Below are 284 nucleotides of genomic sequence, written 5' to 3'. Positions count from 1 at the left end.
ACCGAACTCCACCACCCACCAAACCACCGATCACATATCCACCTCCTTCATTACTTCCCACAACCCCATCACCCACTCCAAAACCAACCCTACCCATATCATCCCCAATCACTTTCACTCCAACATCAATCTCCACGCTGTCCTTATATTTCACACCCCCAACACCGCCTCTTCTCTGAATCATCCCTTCCAACAACTCTCTCTCCAACTTCCAATCCACATTTTCCACAATCCAACCAAAACCTTCCAAACCACCACCTCTATCAATATTTTTCTTACCAACC

Annotated in this window: 1 protein-coding gene; it reads right to left on the bottom strand. The window is 46.8% G+C overall.

All coding sequences use genetic code 11. From position 1 onward, the window contains the following. Positions 1–250: hypothetical protein (locus FS628_RS30515; protein WP_260871250.1), on the bottom strand; the 250-nt coding region annotated here is incomplete at its 3' end. Between the last annotated feature and the right edge of the window lie 34 nt (positions 251–284).

Origin of the sequence: Paenibacillus xylanexedens, from assembly GCF_007676705.1 — a bacterium.
GTDB lineage: Bacteria > Bacillota > Bacilli > Paenibacillales > Paenibacillaceae > Paenibacillus > Paenibacillus xylanexedens_C.
The sequence above is the reverse complement of the archived record's forward strand: the minus strand, read 5'-3'. Positions and strand labels throughout refer to the sequence as shown.